Raw genomic sequence first — 20,589 nt, forward strand, 5'->3', positions numbered from 1 at the left:
GCGTTTCGCTTGGCGGAGGCGTCTCGCTTGGCGGCGGCGTCTCGCTCGGCGGCGGCGTCTCGCTCGGCGGCGGCGTTTCGCTCGGCGGCGGCGTTTCGCTCGGCGGCGGCGTTTCGCTCGGCGGCGGCGTTTCGCTCGGCGGCGGCGTTTCGCTCGGCGGCGGCGTTTCGCTCGGCGGCGGCGTCTCGCTTGGCGGCGGCGTCTCGCTTGGCGGCGGCGTCTCGCTTGGCGGCGGCGTCTCACTCGGCGGCGGCGTTTCGCTCGGCGGCGGCGTTTCGCTCGGCGGCGGCAGCTCGCTTGGCGGCGGCAGCTCGCTTGGCGGCGGCAACTCGCTTGGCGGCGGCAGCTCGCTTGGCGGCGGCGGTTCGACACTCGGCGGCGGCGGTTCGATACTCGGCGGCGGCGGCTCGACACTCGGCGGCGGCGGCTCGACACTCGGCGGCGGCGGCTCGACACTCGGCGGCGGCGGTTCGATACTCGGCGGCGGCGGCTCGACACTCGGCGGCGGCGGTTCGACACTCGGCGGCGGCGGCTCGACACTCGGCGGCGGCGGCTCGACACTCGGCGGCGGCGGCTCGACACTCGGCGGCGGCGGTTCGATACTCGGCGGCGGCGGTTCGATACTCGGCGGCGGCGGTTCGATACTCGGCGGCGGCGGTTCGATACTCGGCGGCGGCGGCTCGGTCGGCGGCGGTGGAGCAACGCTCGGCGGCGGCGGAACAACCGTCGGCGGCGGCGGCAGCGGCGGCAAAGGCGGCTTTTCGAGGTCCCGGAAGAACAACGGGAACGGAATCGGCGGAATCGCCCCACCCCCGCCACCTCCACCCGCACAGCCGTCGCCACATCCAGGATTCAACTGCAGCGGCGAACCCTGGACCACGACCTCGTTGCTGCCGACGATCCGGATCTTCGTGCCGACCAGCTTGATCGTGCCGTCGGCCGTCATGTTGATGGCCGATGCGCCGCACACGATGGAAAGCGCGCCACCGACATTCAGCGCATAAGCGCCGCCAACCGACGTCGACATCGCACCGCCCACCGCGATCGCATACGCACCGCCGACGTTCAGCGCGCAAGCGCCACCGATCATCGTCGACTCGGCGCCGCCCACCGCGTAGCTGGCGACGCCGCCCACGATGCTGCTGAGCATGCCGCCCACCGCACGGGTGTACGTCAGCCCCACGCCCATCGACATATTCACGCCGACGGTATGCGACTCGTTGTTCTTCGTCAGGCGGTTCATGTCCCGCTCCGCCTGCATATGGAATTCCTCGGCGCCCAGCTTGTCCTCGAAGCGGATCCCGCTGTAGTTTTCGCGGCCGCCGGTGATCGTCTTGCTCTTGAAGCCGCTTTTCGTCGCTTCTCCGGGCAGATCCCACGGAGGCGGCGTCATGGTGTTGTACAGGCTGCCGAGAATCAACGGACGATCCGGATCGCCGTTCATGAAGCCGACGATCACTTCCTGCCCGATGCGCGGGATATAGATGCCACCGAAATTCACGCCTGCCCATGCCTGGCTGACACGGACCCAGCACGAATCCGTCGCGTCGTTGCGCGCATACCGGTCCCACAGGAAGCGCACCTTCACGCGGCCGAATTCGTCCGTCCACACTTCGTGTCCCGGCGGACCCACGACGATCGCCGACTGCGGGCCACTCGTGGTCGGCTTCGGCGTCTCGCGCGGCATCCGGAACACTTCGCTCGTCGGTTGTACGATCAGCTCGTTATTGCATTCGTACCGGTAACCGCTGCCGGATTCGTCGGCGATTTCGGTCAGCATCAACGCCGCTTCGATGATCAGATACTCGCGGTTGGCTTCCTCGTGCTTGTGTTTCGTCAGCGTGAAGGTTTGGCCGCACGCGAGGCCGCGCACGTTGCCCTTGCCGAACGCGCGCGTGCCGGGCGCACGGCGCTCTTCCATCCGGACGCGGCTGATGAGATCGCCATGCTTGCTGTCGGTATAGTCGCCGGGCCACTCGAACAGTTCGCCTTCGCCCCAGTTCGTTTCGCGCGGCTGATGGTTCGACGTCACGAGCTGCGCCCTCGGCCGCGTGAAATCGAAATCGTCGACCACCACGCGCCCCGGCCGCAGCGATTCGTCCGTCGAGAAATAATTCAGATACTCGATGTCGATCTTGCCGCCTTCCGGGTGGTGCCTGATTTCGTGATAGGCGGCACTCGGCGAGCGGCGGTGCGCGCCGATGTGATCGCACAGCACGAGCCGGTGCTTGCCGTCCGAGTGCTCGAAGAACCAGTAGATCCCCCACTCCTCCATCAGGCGCTGGATAAAATCGAAATCCGTCTCGCCGTATTGCACCTGGAATGCCCGCGGCTCATTGCGCGTACTCTCGCCCTGCACCGTGTACTTGTCGACGTCGAGCCGCTTGTCGACCGGATACGGATAATCGCTCAGCACGGTGTCGATGATCTCGACCACCGTCTTGTCCTGAAAGATCTTGTAGTCGCTCGTCAGCGTGGCGAGCCAGAGCCACGGCCGCAACACGATGCGGTAAACGTTGTAGCGCCCTTCCGTGCGCAGGAAACCCGCTTTCACGACGAGGCCGCTGATTTCCCGCCCGCCGGCGCCGACACCGCCTTCCACGCCCGTCCCGATGCCCTCCAATTGCACACTGACGGTCATCTCGGTGCCGATCATCGCCTTCAGATCGAGATTCGCACTGGTCGACAACGGCACGTGAAAATCGTCCGGCGTGCGCAGCAGCAACTCGTACGTGTAAAGTTTCCCGAGATGCTCTCCACCGCGAAGCGACAGGAATCGGAGCGCGGGCTTGCCAAGCAGCCGTGGCATCGCATCGCTGCGAATCACCACCGTGCGCTCCTGATTGATCAGTCCTTCCGAAGAATTGATTGACATGCGATCTATTCGCTCCCACTCACCCAAAACAAAGATGCGCCCACGCGCATTGCCCTATATCCGCATGCAGCAGCCGTATGGCGCCGCCCTGCGGTTGCCTGCGTCATGTGCCGGATGCGCGCGCCGGATACCGGACACGCACCGCCGCGAGCTTCAGCAGCACGTCGATCAGCAAATCGGCGCCGATACTCGTCGCGGCATCGACCAGATAGCTTGCGGCCAGGTCGAGATCGCTAGCGTCGCGCGCATCGATCACCTTCCGTCCGAATGCAACGACGCGGCGCATGCAGTAGACCGCGCGCACGCCCGGAACCAACGGCGCGCCACCGCCGGGATCGATTCCCGCCACCCACTCGACCGGCGCGGCATGTACGCCTAACCATTCGGCCAGCATGCTGGCGATCGTCGCCAGGTTGCCGTTCGCGCATAGCGCGGCCACCTTCGCGTCGTCCACGTCGTGCAGTTGCCACGCAGCCAACCACAACGTGCGCTCGAGCTTCTTGATGTGCGGCGTGCGACGAAACGCGACAATCTCGCGATATTCGCGGTGTCGGCTGCGCAAGGTCGTGCAATTCGAAGCAATCGCCCGCTCCAGCGCACGCGTGCCCTGCTCGTGCTCGCACGGCAGTTGATCGAACGTGTATGTATCAGCGTTCCGTATGTTCATGAGTCCGCTCTTGCTCGACATCGACGGTGCAATCCGAATCCGGTTCGTCGGCGTCGCGCGCGATCGCCGCCGCGCCCGCCGGCAAACCGGCGATCCACCTCTGATCGACGAAACCGCCGCGATCGTCCTGTTGCCAGAACCACCCGCCTTCGCCCTGCGTCGTACACCGCGGCCACGCCGCCCACGGCACCTCGGGTACGCCGGTCAGCACGCGCGCGGGATCGTCGCCGCAGCCCGCCCCTTGAATTTCCGAATCCGCCGACGGCACGACCGCCTTTCGGCCGCGCCTGCCCATGCGCGGCCATACGAATGCGTGCGCCGCGTCCCACAGCGCATCAAGTTGCGTGTACAACGACGACACGAAGCGATCCGGATCGGCCGGTTGCGCACGCGGCGGCACGTACCTCGCCAGCAGGCGCGCCATCTGGAACAACACGCCGCGCGGCTCGCGCAGCCGGCGTTCCAGCCAGCGGCGCGACACGGTGCAGCAGACGATGCATGGATGCCGCCGTCCGGCCCGATCGCACGAAGCGGCCATCACGCCGACGACATATCGCCCATCGGCGAACGGCGAACAGGCGGGCGTCAGCACGAAACTCCACGGCAACGCATGTGTGCCGCCTTCGCCGGACAGATGCGCCGCCCATTCGGGATGACGCGTCAGCCAGTGTTGCCATTGAAGAGCCTGCATGACGGTCGTGCGGTGCCGGATCTGCTCGACCGACGCGGGGAGACGCCCCCACAGCGCCGGCATGCCGACCGTCACGCGAGCCCCCCAGGGCAATGAAAGCTCGTCAGCAGATTGCTCGTCAGCGGATTCGACTGCCCGCTCGTCATCAGCTCGAGCGCCGCATGCCGACCATCGAAATCGAACGCCAGCGTCAGGCGGCTGGCCGATGCCGTGCCGGTCAACTGGCCGCGCTCGATCAACCGGAACAGCGCCCAGGGCCCCGTCGCGACGATCGTCGACGTATCCGGCCGGATCGCCGGTCTTGCCGCGATCTCCGCTACCGCGCCGCCGCGCGGTCCGGGCCAGCTCAGCGCGAACGGCGTGACCGGGCCGTGCACGTAGCGCTGCGTCTGACCGTCGACGTCAATCAGCAATTCGGTGATCTCCGGGTCGATCGCGGCCACCTTCGCATCCATCTTCCACGCCATCCGTTTTGCACCCTGATCGCGGAAGAACACTTCGCGGATCGCCGCCGCACGTTCGAACGGTGCGAGGCTCGGCCCCTTGATCGGCGGCATGCCGGGGCTCAGTGACTTGTAGCGCCACGGCTTCGCGTTCGTATCGACATAGCTCGCCAGCGATTTCTGAAAGAACTCGTCGAATACGCCGCCGCTTGCGAACATCCGGTTGAAGTCCTCCACGTCGACTTCCTGGCTGCTGCGCACGAACGGGTATTTGCCGTCGATGGTGCGCCGGCAGGTTTGCCCGACGCTCGTATCGACCTGCATCGCGAGCAGCCCGCCGACCTCCTGCCCGACCTTGTCCGCCACCTGCGTCGCGATACCGCCCAGGACGAGCCGCAATGGCGCCGGCAGCTTTTCGGCTTCGGTCTGCAGCGTCGTGCCGATATCCAGCGCCGGCGGCATGCTGTTGGCCGACAGTGCGTTGCTCGCGACGACGAGACGCGTGTATTGCTCGTTGATCAACGTCAGGATCGCGTCGAGCTGCAAGGCCTTGCCGCCCACCGAAATCGGCTTGTCCGTCATCGCCGGACCGCTGCCGGTGTCGGCCTGCCCGGTGGTGACTTCGCGCAACGCCGCAAAGCGGTTGTCGACGAACTCCTTCTCGAGTCGCGTTTCCGGCCGCTGCGCGGCGATCTTCCCGGCTTCGACCGCCGCCGTTCGCGCCGCCGAGGATCGCCGGCCGACCGCTGCCAGCGCGAGGTCGTTCAGCGACGACGGCTCCGGTGCATCGATGACCGACAGCGACGTTTCCCGGACCACCGCGCGCGCCAGCCTCACCAGCGGCGAATCAGGGGCGGCGAGTGCGCGCAGCGTCGCCTGGTCGAGCGCCAGCGTGCCGTCCCGGCCGTTCTCGCCGCTCGTGGCCGGCCGAATGTCGGCGAGAAACTGCTGCCAGTAGTTTCCGTAATCGATCAAATACTGGCGGCGAATCTCGTCGGCGAGCGACGATCTGGCCGCCACGATCCGGGTGCCCTGTATCGATGCCACGAGATCGTTGCGCTTCGACGCGCGTCCCATGACCCAATCGTCGTCGTCTTGCGCGCGCGTGAGAAATTCGGGCAGACGCTGACTGAACAACGCGTGATAACCGTCATACGTGTAAAGCCCCGGCACGCCTTGCTCGAAGCGCGACCCGTCCACCAGCTTGAAAAGCGACGCGCCCTGCAGCCCAAGCGCCTGCGCGAGCGTGAAGTTTTCGGGCGCCTCCTTCTGCATCGCGCCGATCGCCCGCTCGTACAGCCGCCTCGGCGCGGGGTTCTGGCTCAGGAAGAGGCGTGCGCGCTGCACGAGCGCGGCATCCTGCTTCATGGAAGGTTTGACCGGACGGCCGTCGACGAACAGCGCCTCCAGGTGCCGCGTCATCGCATTGCGGCCGCCCATCGCCGCCGCGCTGTCGGCGCGCTCCCAGTCCCGCAGCACCCAGGCCCGGACTGCCTTCGCGTCGTAACGCCCGGCTTCGTACAACATCAGGTAGATGGTCAGCGTGCGATATACATCGTCCGGGTTTTGCGCGGCGATCTGCGTGTTCAGATCGCCTTCGACGCGCGCCACGATCTGCGGCATCAACGTCTGCTGCAACAGGCTCAGATAGGTCGTATCCGACGCCGAGACGATGGCCGGGACCACATAAAGGCCGTAGCGGTACGCAAGGCCCGGTGCATCGAGATCGAAATCGCCGTGGCGCGGGAGATCCCTCGACCTGTCCAGCAGGCCGCCGATCGCCGCCGCTTTCGGTGCCTTGTTGTATGCCGCAGCCCGCGCGGCCAGCGCCGACGTCTTGCCGGAAATCGCGGACAGATAGTTCCGGTTGTTTTCGTAGCTCACCGTGAGCGAAAACGCGAGCCAGACGAACAGGGCCACGGTCAGCAGATGGCCAGCCCAGCGCATCGTTCTGAAGCGAATCTCCCACTTCAGATCTGCGCGGACCAGATGCGCCTCCGGCACGATCACGTGCTGGAACACGTTGCGCAGGAAATAGCTGCGATGCCCGGCGATCGCATCGTCGCCACGCACGTGCGCTGCCGTGTCGCTGGTCGTACGCAGGCGTGCCAGCTTGCGCCTCAGGCGCTGCAGCACCGTGTCGCGGTCGACGGTCATCACCTGATCCGTCTGCTCGGCGCTCGTGAAATAGACGCCGCGCAGCATGTTCTGCAACTGCGCGTCGTCGTAGCGGGAATCGAGGAACACCAGTTCCACCAGATCCGCGAGCAACGCCGACAGGCTGCGGAACTCCTGTGCCAGCGGGTACAGCCGCTTGCGACGCTCTCCCTCGTATTCTTCGAGCAAGCGGTTGTTCAAGCCGGCGTCGACCCGCGCTTCCAGCAGCGTCAGTTCACGCATGCAGTGACGTCGCAGCCCGTCGACGCTCGCCGCGCCCGACTCGTCGCACGGCAGCGTGAAACCCCAGATCTGCGTGCGTCCGTCGGCCGTCAACGACTGGAAATACTCGGTAAAGCCGGGCAACAGATCCAGCTTCGTGACGAATACGTAGACGGGGAACCGAATCCCGAGTTGCTGGCGCAGTTCGCCGAGCCGGGCCCGCAAGCTCGCCGCGAGCGCGGTGCGCTCGACTTCCGACCGGTTGACCAGGTCCGCCACGCTCACGGTCAGGATCGCGCCATTGAGCGGCGCGCGCGGCCGATGCTTGCGCAACTGGCCGAGCAACGCCTTCCATTCCGCGGCGTTGACCGTCGTAGCCGTTTCTTCCCGCGCGTCGTCCTGCTCGACATAGCGACCTGCGGTGTCGATCAGCACCGCCTCGTTCGCGAACCACCATTCGCAGTTCGCAGTGTGCTCGATCCCGTGCGCGGACACCGCCGCCATCTGGTCGGTCAACGGAAACTGCAGGCCCGACCCGAGGATTGCGGTCGTCTTCCCGGCCCCTGGCGTACCGAGCATCATGTACCACGGCAGCCCGTACAGATGACGGTCCACCTCGAGCAGGCGACGCCATCCGAGCGTGCCGCCGCGCAAGCGCTTCAACTGCGCGATGGCCTTGGACACCACCATCGCAACCGCACGCACTTCGTCGCGGCCGATTTCGGCCGGCTCGTCCCCTTTCGGCTCGAGAAAGCGCTTCAGCAGCGCATCGTTCGACCGCAACGCCTGCCACAACTTGTACAGACCGTAGAGCGCATAGCAGAACATGATCGCCGCGACGATCAACACGCGCACCCAGATCGGCTGGAGCGGATGATGCTCCGCGAACCCGAACAGCGGGCCGACGTGCCAGAGCGCGACGCAAAGCGCGATCACCCAGACCGGACTCAGCGGCCACCTTCTCAGCCACAGGACGAGCAGGCCCGCCAACAGCGCGATCACGATCGAGCGGATCACGGCGCCGGCGAACGGATGCAGCTCTCCGAACACGAACAGCGGCCCCAGAAACCAGACCGCCACGCATGCCAGCAGAATCGCCACGCACGCCAGCATCCGCCACGAGACCAACCATCTGAAAAGACGTTTCAAATAAGACATGCTGAATTCCGGTACTACGGGGTGACCATGATTTCGACGCGACGGTTGAGTGCTCTGCCGGCCGCCGTCGCGTTATCGCCGATCGGCTGCGTGTCACCCTTGCCGACCGCGCGAATCCGCTCCGCGGGCGTACCGTCCCGTTGCAGGATTTGCGCGACAAACGCCGCGCGCTTTTCCGACAGAACCTGGTTGTTCGCGAAAGCCGCGCTACGAATGGGTTGGTTGTCGGTATGCCCGCTCACGAGCACGTTGCCGCCGACGCGCGCCACTTCGCTCGCGACCTTGTTCAGGATCGGCTCGATCTCAGGCAACACCACGCTCTGGCCCGACGCGAACATCGAATCGCCCCTGAACACGACGACGCTGCGCCGGTCGTCTTCGTCAACGGTCAGCAAGCCGCGCGCGATCTCGTTCGTCAGCAGCTGTGACAGGCGCAGACGCTGCGGCACGGACGCCAGCCGCTCCTTGCCGATTTCGAGAATGCGCGCCTCCAGCAGATGGCGCTCCGTCAGCAGGTGATACTGGTAGAACACGAACAGTGCGAACAGAAGGAGCGCCGCGAGCGCGACGGACGCCCATGCCGGCACGCTGCGCAGCAACGGCAGTTTGCCGGGCGGCGCCCCCCGCCAGTGCGGCGACAGCTCCGGCTGCAGCGCGTCTCGCGCGCCGGTGATGAGCGTCCACAGACGCTGGCGAATCTGCTCCAGATAGCGGCGCCCATCGGCCATCACGCTGTAGCGGCCCTCGAAGCCGAGACCGAGCACGCGATACAGGATTTCGAGGATATCGACGTACTCCTGCGGATCGGTCGCCATCCGGCCGATCAACAGGAAGAACTTCTCGCCGCCGTCGACTTCGCCCTCGAACGTGATCAGCAGGCTCCGTGCTGCCCATACGCCGCTCCCGCCCCAGCTGGTGCGGTTCGCCGCCTCGTCGAGCGCGGTGCACAGACAGTAGCGCACGACCGCCATGTGCTTCCACGGCAGATCGACCTTGTCGCACACCTTTTGAAACAGGTTGACCTCGCGCACGAGCAGCGTCCGCAGCCCCTCCACCGCTTCGGACGTATCGAGCGTCGCCGGCATGTCGGCGAGCATTCTGAGCAACGGGCGCGCCGCCTCGAGCAGCGGATTCGCGGCTGCGCGCACCTCGTCGAGACGCTGCTGAATATCCACGACCGCATCGAACTCGCCAGGATCGACGGGTGCGCTCGCGGCACGCCTTTCGTCTCCGGCGCGTTCCTTCTGCGGATCGAGCACCGTCCCGGAATCCCCCGCGAGAAAGTCGAACGCGTCCTTATCGAACGTACCGGAGTTCATTTATGGCGCACTCCCCACAGTTCGAGTTTCAGTTCGGGGAAGTGGCCGGCGATATGCATCGCGAGCCCGCCTTGCTGCGCGATCTGCTCCCAGAACGGCCCGCTGCGCGACAACTCGTAGTAGATGTAGCTCGAATTGAACGGAATCTGTCGCGGCGGCACCGGCAGCGGCACCATCGTGAGCCCGGGAAGGTGCGAACGAATCAACTCGGGCAAACGCTGCGGCTGGCTGATCTTCGTCTGCGCGGCGAATTGCTGCTGAAGCACGTCCGGCGACATCTGCGCGCCGACGGCCAGCACGAGGCTCGAATAGCCGGAGAGTTCCGCGGGCATCACGGCCGCAACGCGGATGCCGTGCGGCTGTTCGGTAAGCGGAATCGGCTGCGCACCGCGGATCAGCACCTGGTTGAGCAGATAGTGGACCTCCTCCACGAGCGGCCGGATGCTTGCGTACAGTTGTGCGTGATCGTAGCCGGGAGTCGGGAGCGGACGGCGCGTCTGCGGGCGCACGAACGTCGACAGCTCGCCCGCCATGATCGCGAGTTCACGATAGAACACCATCGGCGGCGTCTCGCGAATCCGGCAGATATGTTCGAGCAGCGGTTCATAGCGATTCAGTACCTGCAGGAGCAGGTAATCGGCGACTTCCGCCGCCGCGCCCGCCCGCCCGTCGCTACCGGACAGACGGGTGGCCAGTGCATCGGCTCGCAGCTTCGTGAGGCCATGCAGTTGCGTCGCCCATTCGCGCAGCAGCGGATCGGCGCCGTACCGGCTGACCGGCGGAATGTGATCGGTCACGTGCAGCGACACCGATCCGTCCGCATGCAAGGTCTTGATGCGCGTCAGCGCGATGCCGATCCACGACTGCGTCAGTTCTTTTTCGGGCAGCAGCCGCAGGCGCAGGTTCGCCAGTTGCACGGGCTTCGGCCCCTGCCCGATCGTGTTGCTGTCCCGCAGTTCGTTTTCGAACGCCAGATAGCGGGCCAGCGACGCCGTCTCGTCGCGGAACACCGTCTCTTCGGTATTGGGCTGCCGCAACGGGACAGCCAGATAGATGACCTGGTTCTGATGCTCGGGCACGATCGTCAACGGCGGCGGCGGCGGCGCATGCGCCGGCACGTCGAACGGCGTCCCGTCGGGAAACACGCCTGCACCGCTCTTCAACACCAGCTTGCCGAACGCAAGCGATTCCTGATCGGTCTCGAACTGACTGAAGCCCCAGAAGAACGGGCTGAGCGGCGCGGAACGCTTGTGCGCGAAATGTTCGAAATAGCGCTCTTGTTGCTGGAACAGCTGGGGCAGCAGGAAAAGACCCTCGCTCCACACGACCTTGTTATGCCAACTCATGTCAATCCAATTCAGTTACCAGAACGGCCCGCTGGCCGATATCCACGTTCAATTTGATTTTTGTACGCGCCGTCAGCACCCGAAGCCATGCTTCCTCCGGCGGCGGCGGCAAGCGATACGTGCCGCGCCACACCGATTTGCCCAGCTCGCGGTATCCGGCCAGCACGCCGATCGCGGTCGTCGCGCTATTGATACGCCGCCGAATATCCCGGACGTCGCCGGGGCGCAGCACGAACTCGTCGATCACGATCGCGTCTTCGCCCAGCACCTTCTTGCTGTCGTTCTGCAGCGAGAAGAAGTCGGCGTTGTCGAACGTATAGGCCGACTTCAATTCATAGATCCGCACCATGATCGGCGCCGGCCGCCCGAGCTCGTCGGGATTGACGCCATCGCTCACCTTGATCTTCAGATTCAGCGACGCGGCCAGATCCTTCCGCGACGGCACCCCTCCGCACGCAGCAAGCGACAGAAATGTCAGTCCGGCCGCGATACGTTTCAGTGCATTGCGGCGCGTCGCCATACCTGGCGGAAATCGAGAAAACATAGGGAAGATCCTGTCGTACCCGGGGCAGCCGTTGACCGAGGCCCCCACGCATCGCGAAGACGCCTTGGTCAACGGCTTGCGATGCCGCCCGCGCGAGCACAGGCGGCATCGCCCTGAACTACGGGCGTCGACGCTTACGCCGCGTTCCGCTTGATGTCGAACGTCGCCGTGATCGCACCGCCGCTGCCGCCTTGCGCGTTCTGCACGACGTATTCCTGCTTCAGGCGCGAGAACGACAGGCGAACGATCTCGCGCGGACGCGATTCGTCAGCCGCGACGCCAGCCGGGCTCACCTGCGTCACCAGCACGTCATTCATCGTCAACATGATGTATTCGAGCGGATTGCCGCCGGCCTTGCGCACCGTGAGCTTCGCCTGATCGATGTGCTTTCCCAGCAGACAGTACTGAATCAGGTTCGGGCTCGCACGGTCGATGTAGTGTTCGAACTGCAGATCGTCGACGGTCGCGCGGCCCGCCCCGCCGCCGGAGCCCAGGTGCATGTTCGATTGCTGCGATACGTTCCACGACCAGCTCAAGACCTCGATTTCGTCATGGTGAGTAGCATCCTTGGATTCGCCGTCGATTCCGTTGATCTTGAGGAAAATGTCGTGTGCCATGGCATCACTCCTTACGTCTTGGTTGAATTTTTTGTACAACTAACTTTGCGATCAGGTTTATTTACGGAGCGCCTGATCACCACTCCCCCGGGGTCGAACATCACATCGGAATACGCGGGACGAGGAACGTCGCCGACGCGACGGTCAGCGCGCGTGCTGGGGCTTGCCGATCAGCAACCGTCCCCGCGGCAATCGCTCGCTGGGATCAGGCGGCCGCCTTGACCGACGGAAGCTTTGCGACGAGCCGCAGCGACACCGTCAGACCTTCCAGCTGGAAGTGCGGGCGCAGGAAGAACTTCGCCTGGTAGTAGCCGGGGTTGCCCTCGACTTCTTCCACGACCACCTCGGCAGCAGCCAAGGGACGACGCGCCTTGGTTTCCTGCGACGAGTTCGCGGGATCGGCGTCGACGTAGTACATGATCCATTCGTTGAGCCATTGCTGCATTTCGTCGCGCTCCTTGAACGAGCCGATCTTGTCGCGCACGATGCACTTCAGGTAGTGCGCGAAACGCGAGCAGGCAAACAGATACGGCAGACGCGCGGACAGGTTCGCGTTGGCCGTCGCGTCCGGATCGTAGTACTCGGCAGGCTTCTGCAGCGACTGCGCGCCGATGAACGCCGCGTAATCGGTATTCTTGCGATGAATCAGCGGAATGAAGCCGTTCTTCGAAAGCTCCGCCTCACGGCGATCGGAAATCGCGATCTCGGTCGGGCACTTCATGTCGATGCCGCCATCGTCGGTCGGGAACGTATGGCACGGCAGATTCTCGACCACGCCACCGCTCTCGACGCCGCGAATCAGCGTGCACCAGCCGTAGTGCTTGAACGAGCGATTGATGTTCACGGCCATCGCATACGCGGCGTTGGCCCACGCGTATTTGCGGTGGTCCGATCCGTCGGTCGATTCCTCGAAATCGAACTCGTCGACGGGATTGGTGCGGATACCGTACGGCAGGCGCGCGAGGAAGCGCGGCATGGCCAGACCGATGTAGCGCGAGTCTTCGGAGTTGCGCAGCGAGTTCCACGGTGCGTACTCGAGGTTCTGCGTGAAGATCTTGGTCAGATCGCGCGGGTTCGCGAGTTCCTGCCACGAATCCATCTGCAGCACGGATGGCGACGCGCCGGTGATGAACGGCGCGTGCGCGGCCGCGGCGACCTTGCCGATCGACGCCAGCAGATCGACGTCCGGAGGCGTGTGGTCGAAGTAATAGTCGGCGACGAGACAGCCATACGGCTCGCCGCCCAGCTGACCGTACTCCTCTTCGTAGATTTGCTTGAAGAACGGGCTTTGATCCCAGGCCACGCCCTTGTAGCGTTTCATCGTGCGACGCAGATCTTCCTTCGACACGTCCATGAAGCGGATTTTCAGCTTCTCGTCGGTTTCCGTGTTCGTCACGAGATGATGCAGCCCGCGCCACGCGCTTTCCAGCTTCTGGAAATCGTCGTGGTGCAGGATCAGGTTGATCTGTTCCGACAACTTGCGATCGATCTCGCCGATGATCGCCTCGATGCTCTTGTAGGCATCGTCGGACATCGTCACCGAATTGGCCAGCGCCTGCTCGGCGAGCGTCTTGACGGCGGATTCCACCGCCTCGCGCGCCTGCTCCGTCTTGGGCTTGAACTCGCGCGACAACAGTGCGTTGAAATCCGATTGGGCGCCGAGCTGCGCCTCGGCAGCGCGCGCCTGCGATTCACGTACAGCCATTTTTTACCTTTACCTGTGTTAGATCGTGGTTGAGCATCCAGGGCCGCGTCACTGCTCTTGCGGTTCCCGAGCGTCCGGCTTCCGTGCTTCAGGCTTGGGTGCCTTGGCGAGCGCGCTCAGCAGCGCCGGATCCTTCAGCACCTTGCTGACAAGATTTTCCGCGCCCGACTTGCCGTCCATGTAGGTCTGCAGATTGGCGAGCTGCGTGCGCGCGTCGAGCAACTGCGACAGCGCGTCGACATTTCTCGCAATCGCCGCCGGAGAAAAGTCGTCCATGCTTTCGAACGTGATGTCGACCATCAGCTGGCCGTCGCCGGACAGCGTATTCGGGACCGAGAACGCGACGCGGGGCTTCATCGCCTTCATCCGCTCGTCGAAGTTGTCGATGTCGATGTTGTAGAACTTCCGATCGCCGACGGCCGGCAACGACTCCAGGGGCTTGCCGGACAGATCGGCGAGCACGCCCATCACGAACGGCAGCTCGACCTTCTTTTCGGAGCCGTAGATCTCGACGTCGTACTCGATCTGGACGCGCGGAGCACGATTTCGCGCAATGAATTTCTGTGCACTGCTGGATATGGCCATAAACTTTCCAGATGAATTCAGATTGGGAAAAAATCAATGAGCGAATGCTCGTCCGTTTCGCCCTTTCAGCGTAAACTCCGGGCATCTTAAGACACTCGTCGGCGCCGTTATATAGGACCAGTACTAACTTAATTGCCGATAATTGGAGATATACGAAATATCGAAAAAATCTCTAATCTCAATAAAGCGACGAATTGAAAACGCCGCATTCGGCTGAGATGAATCCCTATCTGGAATGGCGATGGGGCGCGCCTGGACGAGTCGTTGCCACGCGGCGGAGCGAGCACCGCCCCGGCCGCATGGATCGTCACAGCAATGATGCGATGCGCTACCGTGTCGAGCGCATCATCGCGCGCTCAGCGGCGCAGGCCGTCCGGAATCAGCGAAATGTCGACGCGCCGGTTCAGTGCCCGGCCCGCTTCACTCCCGTTGTCCGCGATCGGGCGGATGTCGCCCATTCCCTGAATCGCGAAACGCGTGACCGGCAATCCGCCTTCGACGACCAGCCAATCGCGAATCGCGCGCGCCCGCGCCTCGGATAGCCGAAGATTCGCGTCGGATGAGCCCTCGCTGTCCGCATGCCCTTCGATCAGCACGCGCTGGTCCGGATTCTCCCGGATCAACCGAAGCACATGTGCGAGTTCACGATGCGCGTGCGCGGGGGAAAACGTCGCCTTGCCGCTTGGAAACAGCGAAAGGCTATCGATCTCCACGGTCGTGAGCGGCGGCCGATAGGCCGCCAGCGCCACGTCGACGCGAGGCAGCAGCGCACGCCCCGGATATAGCCCCCATCCCGCGCCGAACGGCGCGCCGTCGCGCAAATTGCGCGCCACCTCGTCGCGCGCCGCGCGCAGCCGCTCGAACGAGTCGATCGATGCGGTGATGCGAACGGACGGCGTGCTCCAATAGGTAGACAGGTCGCCCGCGATCCGCTCGACGAGCCGATAATTCACTGCACCCGATATCACCACGGCCAGCGTCACGGCCGTCGCGCTTGACAGCGCCACGTGGGATGCAAGCGGCCATGCTCGCCGGTCGACCGGCGATGGCGCGGGCAGTCGCCCGGCCGTACCCGCCGATACGGACGCCGACGCCTGAATGCGCGGCAACGGAAGCGGGCCCGCGACCGGCTTCGTCACGCGTGGCTGCAGGCCCGTTTTCGCGATCAGCCAGCGCGTCCACGCGCCCGGCCGAACGGGCGTGTGGTCGATGTCCGCCAGCGACGCACCCTGCAACGCAAACGGCACGGTATTCGACAGCGCGGAAATCGACGACAGCAACGCCGCCTCGTCGAGCCATTCGAATACCGCGAGCCCCAGAGCGCTCCGGCCCGCCGCATCGGCATGCCGCGACTCGGCAAGTTGGCTACGGATCGCCGGCAACCGGTCTGAAACGCCGATCGCGTTCTTGAGGCGCGGCGCGTCGAACTCGAGCGAATCGCCAAACCATCGCGTTTGCGGCGTGCCGCCCTCGCCCGGCCCCAGACATGCGTATACCGCGACATGACAAGGCAGCACGCATTCGGGATGGCAGTACGCTGCCTGCAGCGCAATCCGCCATTGCGCAAACTCCCTGCGCAACACGCTTTCGTCGTCGCCCTCCGGTACCACGGGCAGCAACGCGGCGTCCGGGAAACGCCCTCGCGCCGCCTTGACTTGCGTCATCACATCGTTGAGCCGCGCTGGCGTATCGGCCAGCAGCCACACTGCCCGATCGTCGCGCCTGATCGTGGCTCGGCCGCCCTCGCGCGGGAACAGCGCGGCGGCGTAGGGCCCGACGACGACGATCACGTCGAGTTCGCGCGCGGTGCCGCCGATATCCTCCACGGCGGATTCGGCGGGAGCCGCTGCCGGACGCCGGCGCTCGTACCATGTAACAAACCACGCCGCGAGCGCGACAGCCGATCCGATGCATAGCGCGCTCAGCCAATCCGGCAGCCCCGCGAGTGCCCATGCACCGCCGAACACCACGATCGGCATTGCGATCCAGACGAGTCCGATCTCCCTGATTGACCGCATGCTCATTGGCGCCCTCCGTCGCTGTTCTGCGTCACGCGCGGCCCCGAGTCGGGCAAGCGCTCCACCGCACGACGCAACGAGACGTCGCAGAAGATCCACACGGCCGCCAGTACCACCGTTGCGAACAAGATCGGCCGAAGCGGCTTACCTGCGCGTGTCGCGACAGTCGCAACGGCGCGCGCCGGCCACGGCAACCGCTGCGCCGGCTCATCCCCCACGTCGGCCGCCCGCGGGCCTGCCTGCAATGTCACGGGACACCCCGCATCCGGGCGCGCCCGAGCAGCGTCTCCCTGACGCGATGGTCCAGGCCCAAGCAACGTCGTATACATACTCAGCAGCGACGCTTCCGAACGGGGTGCGTCCGGCAATGCGCCGGCTTGCGCCGAAGACCGCGACGCAACGCCGTGCGCACGATGAAATCGGAACAGCAGCGTCTCGCGCAGCCATTCGTCGCGCGTACCAGCGGGCAGATGACGCAGCGTCGCCTCGTCCAGCAGCATGCATTGCGCGATGCCGACGTCCCGTATGACGTCGGCTGCTCGCCCGTCGTCGCGCATCGCCTGCTCGAGCCGCTCGACGAGCCCGATGCACCGTGCTCGCCACGCATGGACCTCCGGTATCGACGCACCCTGCGCAAGCAGCGCGACGTGCAGTAGGGTCTCTTGAAGCGACGCGCGCAACGCGGCGCCTGAACTGTCGAATGTCATGCGAATATCAAGAAAAACTGCCGATGGAACACCATCACGGCATCTGAATCACGAAAGTCGCGTACGTACGAACCGTGCCGGCGCGTGCCGCGCCGGTCGCGTAATACTGCGCCCCGAACGGCACCAGCGTCGTAGTCGACTCATCGACGTTCACCGTCTGCATCGTCGCCGCATTGCCGATCTGGATCGGCGAACCGTCGCCGTTCATCAACTGGACCTGGACATTTCTCGCGCTTGCAGGATCGTTCGGCGTCTCGACGTCGAGATTTCCGTTCGCGTTCGTCGTGGCGCCCCGTTGAAAATAAATGCGGACCGAATCGATGCTGCCGTCGCAGCGCAACGGAATGGTGAAGGCCGTGGAGCCCGCTGTCTGTCCCGACGACGTCAGCGACGACGTCGAGATCCGTGGCAACTTGATCGTCTGATTTTCCTGACCGCCTACGATCGTGCACGTCACCGAGTTGTACGAACCCTGAAACTTGACCGTGACGGTCGGATTACCGGCCCCCCAGGCCGTGCTCGCGGCCCCCGCGACCATCGCGACCGTGGCGCCCGATGCAACGCGACGGATCCATTTCGAAGCATGCATGCGTATCATTTTGTCCATGACTCCTGTGCCTCACCGTGATACGGGCGCGTCATTGCATCGCCGCCGGCTCGCAACGCAAGCGCACACGCGTCGCCATCCTGACCTTCCCCGCATTCGCCGTTGCGGCCGGTACCGCATAAGGCAAGCTGCACCGATCGGCAGCGCTGATTCCCCACTTCGCGGTCAGCTCGCCAGAGCCTTCCAGCCCGCGCAGGAATGCCATGCCGCCCTGACCGACGCCGCCGATCGATTTGCCGGACGCATCGAACAATTGAGTGCCCATCGGCAGCGGCGAACCATCCTGCCGCTCCATCGTCGCGAACACCGGGCGGCCCCGCACCGTACTCATCTTCACGAAGACGACCGAGTTGTAGCGCGGCACCACCTCCTCGCTCGTGTTCCCGAGTTCGACGTCGTCGGGCAATCTGGACGGGTCGATCTCGACCGTGTTGACGCGATACGGCGTCAGCGATGGAATCACCGCGTAGCCGAAACGATCGATCGACGCGCCTTGCCCGTTGACGATCTGCCCGCCGGTTGCACCCTTCGCCTCGATCAGCGCAGCTGCCTGACCGAGCGGCGGACTGAGCGTGACGCCGCCTCGATGGACGATCATCGCGCCGTTTGCGCCGATAGACGCCTGACGCATCCGATTGCTGAGCGATGCGTTCGCGCTGTAGGTGCCGACAGGCGACCGATAGGTACCGTATCCGCCGAACGACGACAGCGCATTGGTATCGCCGCCGGCAACGCGCGATGCGGTAACCCCGTAGCTGAACGGTGCAACGGTTCCCTTGCTGCCGGACATATCCATCTGAATGGCGCTGTTGCCGCTCGAATCTCGCGAGGCCGAGGTGGTCAACGAATTGAAGAGACTGCTCTTCGTGTACGACTGCTTGCCGAGTGGGATAGTCAGGTTGATCCCGACCTGGGTGACCGTCCGGTTGTCGCCGTTGCGGGCACGCTGCGCATACACCGCATATGACACTTGCCGGAACGTGCTGTTGAAGCCAACCTGATACTGCAGATCGCGCCCCCTCTCGCCGCCCCAATAGTCTTGCGAACTGCCGGTGACGTAGATTGCACTGCGATCCCCCAGGCGCTGGTTGACGTTCAGTTGCAGCCGCGTCCTGGCCCGGTAGTTGTACTGACCAATCGATCCGTTCCAATCTTTTCGTGCGTTCACCGCGTCCTGCAGACTGAAGAAGTTCGACGTCGAATAGCGGTACGCGGCCACCGAGAAATTGGTTCCGGTCGGCACCAGCATCTTGCTGTACGTGACGCGCGAGCTGAGGCCGTGGTACGTGCGCCGGCCCGGCACGCTCGCGTGTGCGGACGTGACGTCGAACGCGAACGCACCGACCGACGTATTGAGCGCCATGCCGAGCAGGCCCGAACCATAGCCGGCCGACGACAGTACGCCGGCATAGCCGGTCACGAGATTCGTGATGCCTCGCTGATAAACCAGTTGGGCAACCCACGGCTTCGTATCGACCGCGTTGTCCCGATACTGGCCGACCGTCACGTTGAAACGGTGCCGACCTGGCCGCAACAGTTGCGGAACGGCGGCAAACGGCACCGAGAAGCGCCGCACGCGCCCGTCGGCTTCGGTGACCGTCACGTCGAGATCCCCGCCGTAGCCGGTGGCCGGCAGATCGTTGAACTCGAATGGCCCCGGCGACACGGTCTCTTCATACACCGTGTTGCCGCCCTGCCGCACGACCACGCGCGCGTTGGTGTCCGCCACACCGCGGACGGTCGGCGCATAAGCCTGCAGCGAATTCGGCAGCATTCGGTCGTCGCTCGACAACTGGACGCCGCGCACGCCGAACGAATCGAAAACCTCGCCGCTCGTGAAACTGTCGCCGAGCACGATCTGGCTGCGCAATGGCGTGATGTCACGCTGAACGAAGGTTTCGAGGCTGCGCCACGATACGCCGGCACTGCGGCTAGCCCAGTTCAGCGTCGAGCGATGACGAAGGCGCCACGGCCCGATATTCACGCCCGATTGCAGGCCGGTATACAAGCTGCTGAAGTTGTGCCCGAAAAAGTTGCTCTCGCTCGTATATCCGTTGACGTTGTACTGCAGCAGCCCGACGTTGATCCCTTCGTCCCAGCGCGAAGGATCGACGTAGCCTTGGGCCGTCCTGCTCATCGCGGTTTGCGGGATCGTCAGATCGAGCTTCAGATCCGCGCTGTCGAAGGTATAGGTCGCATCGGGTATCGTGTCGCGAAGTGCCAGGCAGGCGTCGGGCGCCGATTCGGGCGTGGCGGGAGCGCCATCGTCGTCCTGCTTCAATCGCCGAAGCCGGTTCGCGAGCTTGTCGCCGTCGACACCGAATTGCTCCAGCATCGCAGGCGTGAAGCACGGCGCGGCAACGTCGCTGCCGGGCACCGCGAGGAACGGTACGTCGTGACGTCCACGCCCTTTGCCGTTGACCGTCACGTCGACAGCATAATTGCCCGGCTCGACCGGATTGCCCTTCGCGAAACGAGACAGATCGACGCCACCGCCGGCGAACAGTCGCGGGTTGAATGCAACCGCCGCCAGCTCCGTCGGCGCGCGAGACGCCACCTGCATCACCGGCTCAGTCGGCGCGCGGGACGCCATCTGCATCACCGGCTCGGTCGTCCCGCGGGACGCCATCTGCATCCCAGGCTCGGTCGTCGCGCGGGACGCCATCTGCATCCCAGGCTCGGTCGTCGCGCGGGACGCCACGATCATTACCGGCTCGCCCCCCGCTTGCGGCCCGATGTCAGACCCACCGGGTTCCGCCGCGCCAGCGTCATCACCGGGAAAACCGATGCCGAACGCCAAACCGACTGCCAAAGCGACCCGCCGGCGGCGGAAGACGCTCAGATCGACATCATGGCTACCGCCAAGCGCGATATTTCGTGCTGCTTGAACCACTCTTCGATCCTCATCGTTTCCGGAACAGTCGGCTG

13 protein-coding genes and 1 pseudogene are annotated in these 20,589 nt (G+C 64.8%); all 14 read right to left on the minus strand.

The genetic code is table 11. The features are described from left to right. Positions 1–702 precede the first annotated feature (702 nt). Positions 703–2,875, minus strand: a pseudogene (locus CFB52_RS16330) (type VI secretion system Vgr family protein); the annotation flags it as partial. 103 nt (positions 2,876–2,978) lie between these two features. Continuing rightward, positions 2,979–3,542 (minus strand): hypothetical protein, encoded by a 564-nt coding sequence (locus tag CFB52_RS16335; RefSeq protein WP_059573644.1) that lies wholly within the window; start codon positions 3,540–3,542, stop codon positions 2,979–2,981. Continuing rightward, complete coding sequence (locus tag CFB52_RS16340; protein WP_226094364.1) at positions 3,523–4,326, minus strand: TagF domain-containing protein; 804 nt, start codon at positions 4,324–4,326, stop codon at positions 3,523–3,525. Before CFB52_RS16340 ends, CFB52_RS16335 begins: the two co-directional genes overlap by 20 nt. Next, complete coding sequence (gene tssM, locus CFB52_RS16345; protein ID WP_099316921.1) at positions 4,305–8,213, minus strand: type VI secretion system membrane subunit TssM; 3,909 nt, start codon at positions 8,211–8,213, stop codon at positions 4,305–4,307. The genes CFB52_RS16340 and tssM overlap by 22 nt, the downstream gene beginning before the upstream one ends. 14 nt (positions 8,214–8,227) lie before the next feature. Further along, entirely contained in the window at positions 8,228–9,532 is a 1,305-nt protein-coding gene (tssL, locus tag CFB52_RS16350; RefSeq protein WP_099316922.1) for a type VI secretion system protein TssL, long form, read from the minus strand. Next, positions 9,529–10,878, minus strand: a complete 1,350-nt coding sequence (tssK, locus tag CFB52_RS16355; protein ID WP_059573640.1) for a type VI secretion system baseplate subunit TssK — start codon at positions 10,876–10,878, stop codon at positions 9,529–9,531. Before tssK ends, tssL begins: the two co-directional genes overlap by 4 nt. A 1-nt stretch (position 10,879) precedes the next feature. Continuing rightward, a complete protein-coding gene (tssJ, locus tag CFB52_RS16360) occupies positions 10,880–11,422 on the minus strand; it encodes a type VI secretion system lipoprotein TssJ (RefSeq protein ID WP_081066617.1) in 543 nt (180 codons plus the stop codon). A gap of 134 nt (positions 11,423–11,556) precedes the next feature. Then, on the minus strand, positions 11,557–12,039 hold the full coding sequence (locus CFB52_RS16365; protein WP_059573638.1) for a type VI secretion system tube protein Hcp: 483 nt from the start codon (positions 12,037–12,039) through the stop codon (positions 11,557–11,559). 205 nt (positions 12,040–12,244) lie between these two features. After that, positions 12,245–13,744 (minus strand): type VI secretion system contractile sheath large subunit, encoded by a 1,500-nt coding sequence (gene tssC, locus CFB52_RS16370; RefSeq protein WP_059573637.1) that lies wholly within the window; start codon positions 13,742–13,744, stop codon positions 12,245–12,247. Between the two features lie 48 nt (positions 13,745–13,792). Further along, positions 13,793–14,329, minus strand: coding sequence for a type VI secretion system contractile sheath small subunit (gene tssB / locus CFB52_RS16375; RefSeq protein ID WP_059573636.1), 537 nt, complete (start codon positions 14,327–14,329; stop codon positions 13,793–13,795). 356 nt (positions 14,330–14,685) lie between these two features. Beyond that, a complete protein-coding gene (locus CFB52_RS16380) occupies positions 14,686–16,353 on the minus strand; it encodes an OmpA family protein (RefSeq protein ID WP_099316923.1) in 1,668 nt (555 codons plus the stop codon). After that, positions 16,350–17,054: a DotU family type IV/VI secretion system protein gene (locus CFB52_RS16385; RefSeq protein WP_099316924.1), complete on the minus strand. Its 705-nt coding sequence runs from the start codon at positions 17,052–17,054 to the stop codon at positions 16,350–16,352. Before CFB52_RS16385 ends, CFB52_RS16380 begins: the two co-directional genes overlap by 4 nt. A 34-nt stretch (positions 17,055–17,088) precedes the next feature. Beyond that, positions 17,089–17,652 (minus strand): fimbrial protein, encoded by a 564-nt coding sequence (locus CFB52_RS16390; protein WP_099316981.1) that lies wholly within the window; start codon positions 17,650–17,652, stop codon positions 17,089–17,091. A gap of 40 nt (positions 17,653–17,692) precedes the next feature. Then, positions 17,693–20,554 (minus strand): fimbria/pilus outer membrane usher protein, encoded by a 2,862-nt coding sequence (locus CFB52_RS16395; RefSeq protein ID WP_099316925.1) that lies wholly within the window; start codon positions 20,552–20,554, stop codon positions 17,693–17,695. Positions 20,555–20,589: the final 35 nt, after the last annotated feature.

Source organism: Burkholderia sp. AU18528 (genome assembly GCF_002223215.2).
In the GTDB taxonomy this organism is placed as follows: domain Bacteria; phylum Pseudomonadota; class Gammaproteobacteria; order Burkholderiales; family Burkholderiaceae; genus Burkholderia; species Burkholderia semiarida.

Coding starts and splice junctions, on each gene's coding strand:
- CFB52_RS16385 (WP_099316924.1), bottom strand. CDS start 17,054: ATGACATTCGACAGTTCAGGCGCCGCGTTGCGCGCGTCGCTTCAAGAG.
- CFB52_RS16335 (WP_059573644.1), bottom strand. CDS start 3,542: ATGAACATACGGAACGCTGATACATACACGTTCGATCAACTGCCGTGC.
- tssL (WP_099316922.1), bottom strand. CDS start 9,532: ATGAACTCCGGTACGTTCGATAAGGACGCGTTCGACTTTCTCGCGGGG.
- tssB (WP_059573636.1), bottom strand. CDS start 14,329: ATGGCCATATCCAGCAGTGCACAGAAATTCATTGCGCGAAATCGTGCT.
- CFB52_RS16380 (WP_099316923.1), bottom strand. CDS start 16,353: ATGAGCATGCGGTCAATCAGGGAGATCGGACTCGTCTGGATCGCAATG.
- CFB52_RS16365 (WP_059573638.1), bottom strand. CDS start 12,039: ATGGCACACGACATTTTCCTCAAGATCAACGGAATCGACGGCGAATCC.
- CFB52_RS16390 (WP_099316981.1), bottom strand. CDS start 17,652: ATGATACGCATGCATGCTTCGAAATGGATCCGTCGCGTTGCATCGGGC.
- tssC (WP_059573637.1), bottom strand. CDS start 13,744: ATGGCTGTACGTGAATCGCAGGCGCGCGCTGCCGAGGCGCAGCTCGGC.
- tssM (WP_099316921.1), bottom strand. CDS start 8,213: ATGTCTTATTTGAAACGTCTTTTCAGATGGTTGGTCTCGTGGCGGATG.
- tssJ (WP_081066617.1), bottom strand. CDS start 11,422: ATGTTTTCTCGATTTCCGCCAGGTATGGCGACGCGCCGCAATGCACTG.
- tssK (WP_059573640.1), bottom strand. CDS start 10,878: ATGAGTTGGCATAACAAGGTCGTGTGGAGCGAGGGTCTTTTCCTGCTG.